Annotated in this window: 9 protein-coding genes; 6 read left to right on the top strand and 3 right to left on the bottom strand. The window is 70.2% G+C overall.

The genetic code is table 11. From position 1 onward, the window contains the following. Positions 1–98 precede the first annotated feature (98 nt). Positions 99–815, bottom strand: a complete 717-nt coding sequence (gene ndgR, locus GTY47_RS31120; RefSeq protein ID WP_010044585.1) for an IclR family transcriptional regulator NdgR — start codon at positions 813–815, stop codon at positions 99–101. Between the two features lie 197 nt (positions 816–1,012). On the opposite strand from ndgR, the gene leuC reads away from it, so the two are divergent. From leuC to GTY47_RS31100, 4 genes are all read left to right on the top strand, one after another. Continuing rightward, a complete protein-coding gene (leuC, locus tag GTY47_RS31115; RefSeq protein ID WP_010044583.1) occupies positions 1,013–2,443 on the top strand; it encodes a 3-isopropylmalate dehydratase large subunit in 1,431 nt (476 codons plus the stop codon). Between the two features lie 5 nt (positions 2,444–2,448). Then, positions 2,449–3,042 carry a 3-isopropylmalate dehydratase small subunit gene (gene leuD / locus GTY47_RS31110; protein ID WP_010044579.1) on the top strand — a complete coding sequence of 198 codons (594 nt, stop codon included), beginning with the start codon at positions 2,449–2,451 and terminating at the stop codon, positions 3,040–3,042. A gap of 277 nt (positions 3,043–3,319) precedes the next feature. After that, the gene (locus tag GTY47_RS31105) at positions 3,320–3,550 is read left to right on the top strand and encodes a hypothetical protein (RefSeq protein ID WP_010044578.1); all 231 of its coding nucleotides are present in this window, start codon (positions 3,320–3,322) and stop codon (positions 3,548–3,550) included. A 136-nt stretch (positions 3,551–3,686) separates the two neighbouring features. After that, entirely contained in the window at positions 3,687–4,325 is a 639-nt protein-coding gene (locus GTY47_RS31100; protein WP_010044576.1) for an HU family DNA-binding protein, read from the top strand. Positions 4,326–4,396: 71 nt separating this feature from the next. Here the strand turns inward: GTY47_RS31100 and GTY47_RS31095 are convergent, their stop codons facing one another. Next, a complete protein-coding gene (locus GTY47_RS31095; RefSeq protein WP_010044574.1) occupies positions 4,397–4,600 on the bottom strand; it encodes a hypothetical protein in 204 nt (67 codons plus the stop codon). Between the two features lie 9 nt (positions 4,601–4,609). After that, positions 4,610–5,248 carry a 2-phospho-L-lactate guanylyltransferase gene (cofC, locus tag GTY47_RS31090; RefSeq protein WP_010044573.1) on the bottom strand — a complete coding sequence of 213 codons (639 nt, stop codon included), beginning with the start codon at positions 5,246–5,248 and terminating at the stop codon, positions 4,610–4,612. Between the two features lie 158 nt (positions 5,249–5,406). On the opposite strand from cofC, the gene GTY47_RS31085 reads away from it, so the two are divergent. Further along, the gene (locus GTY47_RS31085) at positions 5,407–6,243 is read left to right on the top strand and encodes a lysophospholipid acyltransferase family protein (protein ID WP_010044570.1); all 837 of its coding nucleotides are present in this window, start codon (positions 5,407–5,409) and stop codon (positions 6,241–6,243) included. Then, positions 6,240–7,250: an NAD(P)H-dependent glycerol-3-phosphate dehydrogenase gene (locus GTY47_RS31080; protein WP_010044568.1), complete on the top strand. Its 1,011-nt coding sequence runs from the start codon at positions 6,240–6,242 to the stop codon at positions 7,248–7,250. Before GTY47_RS31085 ends, GTY47_RS31080 begins: the two co-directional genes overlap by 4 nt. Positions 7,251–7,262: the final 12 nt, after the last annotated feature.

The following is a 7,262-nucleotide window of genomic DNA, read 5'->3' as shown; positions in this document are numbered from 1 at the left end:
CCACTGAGGGCCGGCGGCCGACATGAAAGCCCGAGCTGCCATGGCGCCTGGTCGGGGAAAGCCTGCCGCGGCGTTGAGGCCGACCTTCCCCGAAACGCTCAGCCCGTGCGCCGAAGGGCCTCGGAGAGGCGCCCCGCCGCATCGATCACGGCCTGGGCGTGCATCCGGCCCGGGTGCCGCGTGAGGCGCTCGATGGGGCCGGACACCGACACGGCGGCAACCACACGGTTGGACGGCCCCCGCACCGGCGCGGAAACGGACGCCACCCCCGGCTCGCGCTCACCGATCGACTGTGCCCAGCCCCGCCGCCGTACGCCCGACAGGGCCGTCGCCGTGAAGCGCGCGCCCTGCAGGCCGCGGTGCAACCGCTCCGGCTCCTCCCAGGCCAGCAGGATCTGCGCCGAGGAGCCGGCCTTCATGGTGAGCGTCGAACCGACCGGGACGGTGTCCCGCAGTCCGGACAGACGCTCCGCCGCGGCGACGCAGATGCGCATGTCGCCCTGGCGGCGGTAGAGCTGCGCGCTCTCGCCCGTGACGTCACGGAGGTGGGTGAGCACCGGGCCCGCGGTGGCGAGGAGACGGTCCTCACCCGCGGCCGCGGCCAGTTCCGCCAGGCGAGGGCCGAGAATGAAACGGCCCTGCATGTCGCGCGCCACCATGCGGTGGTGTTCCAGCGCCACGGCCAGGCGGTGGGCCGTGGGTCGTGCCAGTCCGGTGGCGCCGACCAGGCCCGCGAGGGTGGCCGGACCGGACTCCAGAGCGCTCAGGACGAGGGCCGCCTTGTCCAGAACGCCGACGCCGCTACTGTTGTCCATGAAACGATACTCGCGTCTCACTCTGTGAAACGCAAGTTCAAATTCTCGTGGAACCCGCCACTCTGGAAGACACGAAGTCACAGCGGCCCGTGACGTACGGGCCTGGCGGCGGTTGCCCGGAAACGCAGGGGCGCGGGCCCGCCTCCTCAAGATCTCTAGTTGGGCCGGCGGATCGTCGTCGGCCGGAGGGAACAGCGATGGGTAGGACACTCGCGGAGAAAGTCTGGGACGACCATGTCGTCCGGCGCGCGGAGGGCGAGCCCGACCTTCTCTTCATCGATCTGCACCTGCTGCACGAGGTGACCAGCCCGCAGGCCTTCGACGGCCTCCGCAAGAGCGGCCGCAAGGTGCGGCGCCTCGACCTCACCATCGCGACCGAGGACCACAACACCCCCACCCTCGACATCGACAAGCCGATCGCGGATCCGGTCTCCCGGGTCCAGCTGGAGACGCTGCGCAAGAACGCCGCCGACTTCGGCGTGCGGCTGCACCCGCTGGGCGACGTCGAGCAGGGCGTCGTGCACGTCGTCGGTCCGCAGCTGGGCCTGACCCAGCCGGGCACCACCGTCGTCTGCGGCGACTCCCACACCTCCACGCACGGCGCCTTCGGCGCGCTGGCGTTCGGCATCGGCACCTCCCAGGTGGAGCACGTGCTGGCCACCCAGACGCTGCCGATGTCCCGCCCGAAGACCATGGCGATCACGGTCAACGGCGAACTGCCCGAGGGTGTCACCGCCAAGGACCTGATCCTGGCGATCATCGCGAAGATCGGCACCGGCGGCGGCCAGGGCTACGTCCTGGAGTACCGCGGCGAGGCCATCGAGAAGCTCTCGATGGAAGCGCGCATGACCATCTGCAACATGTCGATCGAGGCCGGCGCCCGCGCGGGCATGATCGCCCCGGACGAGACCACCTTCGCGTACCTCAAGGGCCGTCCGCACGCCCCCGAGGGCGCGGACTGGGACGCCGCCGTCGAGTACTGGAAGACGCTGAGGACGGACGAGGACGCCGAGTTCGACGCCGAGGTCGTCATCGAGGCCGCCGAACTGTCGCCGTTCGTCACCTGGGGCACCAACCCCGGCCAGGGCGCACCGCTTTCGGCGTCCGTCCCCGACCCTGCTTCGTACGAAGACGCATCGGAGCGCTACGCCGCCGAAAAGGCCCTGGAATACATGGGGTTGGAGGCCGGTCAGCCGCTGCGCTCCATCAAGGTGGACACCGTCTTCGTAGGCTCCTGCACCAACGGCCGCATCGAGGACCTGCGCGCCGCGGCCGAGCTGCTCAAGGGCCGCAAAGTCGCCGACGGCGTACGGATGCTGGTCGTCCCGGGCTCCGCGCGGGTCGGTCTCCAGGCCGTCTCCGAGGGTCTGGACGTCGTCTTCAAGGAGGCCGGCGCCGAGTGGCGGCACGCGGGCTGCTCGATGTGTCTGGGCATGAACCCCGACCAGCTGGCCCCGGGCGAGCGCTCCGCGTCCACCTCCAACCGCAACTTCGAGGGCCGGCAGGGCAAGGGCGGCCGGACGCACCTGGTGTCGCCGCAGGTCGCGGCCGCTACCGCCGTCCTGGGCCACCTGGCCTCCCCGGCCGACCTGTCCGCCGCCGACACCCGTACGCCCGCTGGAGTCTGAGAACCATGGAAGCCTTCACCACCCACACCGGCCGGGCCGTCCCGCTGCGCCGCAGCAACGTCGACACCGACCAGATCATTCCTGCCCACTGGCTCAAGAAGGTCACGCGGGACGGGTTCGAGGACGGGCTGTTCGAGGCCTGGCGCAAGGACGCGTCGTTCGTGCTCAACCAGCCCGAGCGGCAGGGCGCGACCGTCCTGGTCGCCGGCCCCGACTTCGGTACCGGCTCCTCCCGCGAGCACGCCGTCTGGGCGCTGCAGAACTACGGCTTCAAGGCCGTGATCTCCTCCCGCTTCGCCGACATCTTCCGCGGCAACTCGCTCAAGAACGGCCTGCTCACGGTCGTTCTGGAGCAGAAGATCGTGGACGCGCTGTGGGAGCTCACCGAGAAGGACCCGCAGGCCGAGATCACCGTCGACCTGGTCGCCCGCGAGGTCCGCGCCGAGGGCATCACCGCCTCCTTCGAGCTGGACGAGAACGCCCGCTGGCGGCTGCTGAACGGCCTCGACGACATCTCGATCACGCTCCAGAACGAGGCGGACATCGCCGCGTACGAGGCGAAGCGCCCGTCGTTCAAGCCGCGGACGCTCCCGGTCTGATCCGGAGCACGATCCGCCGCCCCTGAACAAGGCGACTTTCGGCCACCGCAACACCCCCTCCGTACCCCCGATCAGCCCGATCGGGGGTACAGCCGTTTCTGCACCCGAACGGCCCTGCCCGCCCTGACCCGGCCCATCAACTTCCCACGTTATGCCGGTGGTTGTTGGGGTACGCGAGGTGTACAGCCGTGACCTCCGTGTGCGCCCGGAAGGCCGTTTGAGGCGGCAGTTGTCCCCTGCGCAGGCGACAACTCGCCCCAGATGGCACAATCTGTGCATGGAACACGACGGCCAACTCGAGCTCTATGCGGCAGTCGCGGACCAACTCAAGGAAGCGCACGCAAGGGTGCGCGCACTGCAAGTCCCGGAGGGCGTACGGATGGCGCTGACCCGGAAGCTGCTGGTCATTACGGCCGCGGCCAAGCACGATCTCGCCGACGCGGCAAGGCGGCTGGATCGGTTCACCGCGGACCTCGACGAGGGACGTCTCCCCGACGAGGAACGCTGAACCGGACGACACCGTCGAGTTCGCTGCGGCACAAGGGTGATAAGCCCGTTTCGTGTTTGATTTGCGGTATATATCTGCCTAACGTGCGAAAAAGCTTGAACACTTTCGTTCTGGCGATGTCTCCGAAGGGGAAGACGTGAACAAGGCGCAGCTCGTAGAAGCGATTGCCGACAAGATGGGCGGCCGACAGCAGGCCGCCGACGCTGTCGACCATGTACTGGACGCCATCGTCCGCGCGGTCGTCGCTGGTGAGAGGGTCTCCGTCACCGGCTTCGGTTCCTTCGAGAAGGTCGACCGTCCGGCCCGCTACGCCCGTAACCCCCAGACGGGCGAGCGGGTTCGGGTCAAGAAGACCTCCGTTCCGCGCTTCCGCGCGGGCCAGGGCTTCAAGGACCTGGTCAGCGGCTCGAAGAAGCTGCCGCGTGGCGGCGAGGTCTCCGTCAAGAAGGCGCCCAAGGGCAGCCTGACCGGCGGCGCCGGCGCGACGGTCAAGAAGGCCGCCGCGAAGAAGGCGACCAGCAAGACGGCCGCCGCGAAGAAGACCACGGCGAAGAAGACGACCGCGAAGAAGGCCACCACCAAGACGGCGGCGGCCAAGAAGACCACGGCGAAGAAGGCCCCGGCCAAGAAGACCACCACGGCCAAGACCACCGCCGCGAAGAAGACCACCGCCAAGAAGGCACCGGCGAAGAAGGCGACCGCCAAGAAGGCGCCCGCCAAGAAGTCGACGGCGCGCAAGACCACCGCGAAGAAGACCACCGCCCGCAAGAAGTAGGGGCGCAGGGGCACTCACGCGCCGGGCCGGACTCCGTACGGAGTCCGGCCCGCGGTGTGTTCATGGAGTGGTCAGAGGGTCTGGAGGGTCACCAGAGTGATCCGCAGGTCCTCCTTCGCGCCCTCCACCTCGATCCGCACCCGCTGCCCCGGGCGCAGCAGCCTCAGACCGCCGGCGTCGAACGCCGCCGCGTCGAAGGGCACCGGGGTGCCGTCGTCCAGGAGCACCTGCCCGCTGCGGCTTTCGGGGTCGTACGTGTACGCGGTCGCCTGCATGGCCGCAGCCTACTGCCCGGGTATCAGCAACCGCGCGGCGGCCGCGGCCGTATGAGGGCCGACCCCCAGGGCCAGCGCGGTGCGCAGGTCGTCGCCGGTGTCCACGTCCTGGCGTACGGAGTCCACGGCGGCGAGGGACAGTTCCACGGCCCCGGACGCGCGGTGCCGGGCGCGGGAATCGATACCGAATGCAGGGAACAATGGCCGACCGGGGCCGGCGGCCAGCAGGGTCGTACCGATTGCGGCCGCGTCCGGGAGAAAAGCGCGCGGGAATTCAGCGGCGGCATCGAGTACCCGGGCCAATTCCGGCGGACGCAGCGCCGGCAGGTCGGCGTTCAGCGCGGCCACCGGACTTTCGGGACGTGCGGACCGGACGGCCCCCGCCGCGTGTGCGAGGGCGGCGTTGAGGCCGCTTCCCGGCTCGTCGGGGATGATCGCGGCGCCCAGTGCGGACAGCTCACGGCCCGCCCGGGCGTCGTCCGTGACGACTGCCACATCCCGTACCGCCGGGCAGGCCAGCGCGGCCGCCACCGTGTCCTGGGCGAAGGCGAGCGCCAGGTCCGGCCGCAGCCCGTCGTCCGCGGTGTCCGCGAGCCTGCTCTTGGCCTGGGCCAGGGGCTTCAGGGGTACGACCAAGGTCCACTGCACAGGTGTTCCGTCCCTCTCTTGTCGCGGTCATTGTCACCCGGGGCCACCGGTGCCCGGCGTGTCGGGGCGTACGGTGTTCTCGACAGACCGGCGGCCTGGGGCGACACTTGTGCGGCCCCCCATGGCCCCCGCTTCAGGCCCTAGAGGAAGGTGTCCGCGTGCCCCGCCGCAGAATCGGCTTCTGGTACCGCTTCGCCGCGGTGATCTGCAAACCGCCGCTGGTGGTTCTGCTCAGGCGGGACTGGCGCGGAATGGAGCACATTCCGGCCGAGGGTGGATTTATCACCGCGGTGAATCACAATTCGCACATCGACCCCTTCGCTTACGCGCACTTTCAGTACAACACCGGGCGCGTCCCGCGATTCCTCGCGAAGAGCGGGCTTTTCAAGAAGGGATTCGTCGGCGCCGCGATGCGCGGCACCGGGCAGATCCCCGTCTACCGCGAGAGCACGGACGCGCTGAGCGCCTTCCGGGCCGCGATCGACGCCGTGGACCGCGGGGAATGCGTCGCCTTCTACCCCGAGGGCACCCTCACCCGGGACCCGGAGGGCTGGCCCATGACCGGCAAGACCGGGGCCGCGCGCGTCGCCCTCCAGACCAAGTGCCCGGTGATCCCCGTCGCCCAGTGGGGCTGCAACGAACTGCTGCCGCCGTACGCGAAGAAGCCGCACCTCCTGCCGCGCAAGACGCACCGCGTGCTCGCCGGACCGCCGGTGGACCTCTCGCGGTTCTACGACCGGGAGATGACCGCGGAGCTGCTGAAGGAGGCCACCGAGGTCATCATGGCCGCGATCACCCGGCAGCTGGAGGAGATCCGCGGCGAGAAGGCGCCCGAGACGCCCTACGACCCGCGCCGGGAGCGGATCGAACAGCGGCGCCGCACCCAGGCGCAGACACAGACACCGCGGGGCGGGCAGCAGGCGGCGTCTCCGGTGCAGTCGGCGCACACGGCACAGCCGGCACAGTCGGCACAGGAAGAGGGGCTGGGCAAGTGAGCAAGCCGGTCAAGGCGGCGGTCCTGAGCGCCGGTTCGTGGGGCACGGCCTTCGGCATGGTGCTCGCCGACGCCGGGTGCGAGGTCACCCTGTGGGGGCGCCGCCCGGAGCTCGTGGAGGCGATCAACTCCACCCGCACCAACCCCGACTACTTCCCGGGCGTGGAACTCCCGGAGAACGTCCGGGCCACCACGGACCCCGCGGAAGCCGCCGCGGACGCCGACTTCACGGTCCTCTCGGTCCCCTCGCAGACCCTGCGCGGCAACCTCGCCGAGTGGAGCCCGCTGCTCGCGCCCGACACCGTCCTCGTGTCGCTGATGAAGGGCGTCGAACTCGGCTCCGCGATGCGGATGAGCGAGGTCATCGACGACGTCGCCAAGGTGGGCCCGGACCGCATCGCCGTGGTCACCGGACCCAACCTGGCCCGCGAGATCGCGGCGCGGATGCCGGCCGCCGCCGTGGTCGCCTGCACCGACGAGGCCGTCGCCCAGCGGCTCCAGGCCGCCTGCCACACCCCGTACTTCCGCCCGTACACCAACACCGACGTCGTCGGCTGTGAACTCGGGGGCGCGGTCAAGAACGTCATCGGCCTGGCCGTCGGCATCGCGGACGGCATGGGCCTCGGCGACAACGCCAAGGGCTCGCTCATCACCCGCGGTCTCGCCGAGACCACGCGGCTCGGCATCGCGCTCGGCGCCGACCCGCTGACCTTCTCCGGACTCGCGGGCCTGGGCGACCTGGTGGCCACCTGCTCCTCGCCGCTGTCCCGCAACCACACCTTCGGCACCAACCTCGGCAAGGGCATGACGCTCCAGGAGACCATCGCGGTCACCAAGCAGACCGCCGAGGGCGTCAAGTCCTGCGAATCGGTGCTGGATCTGGCCCGTCGGCACGGCGTCGACATGCCCATCACGGAGACGGTCGTCGGCATCGTGCACGAGGGCAAGCCTCCGGTGGTGGCCCTCAAGGAGCTGATGTCGCGCAGCGCGAAGCCGGAACGACGCTGAGCGACGCGGGTC

The organism is Streptomyces sp. SID5464 (assembly GCF_009862985.1).
GTDB lineage: Bacteria > Actinomycetota > Actinomycetes > Streptomycetales > Streptomycetaceae > Streptomyces > Streptomyces chartreusis_D.
This window is presented reverse-complemented; position numbering and strand designations above follow the sequence as displayed.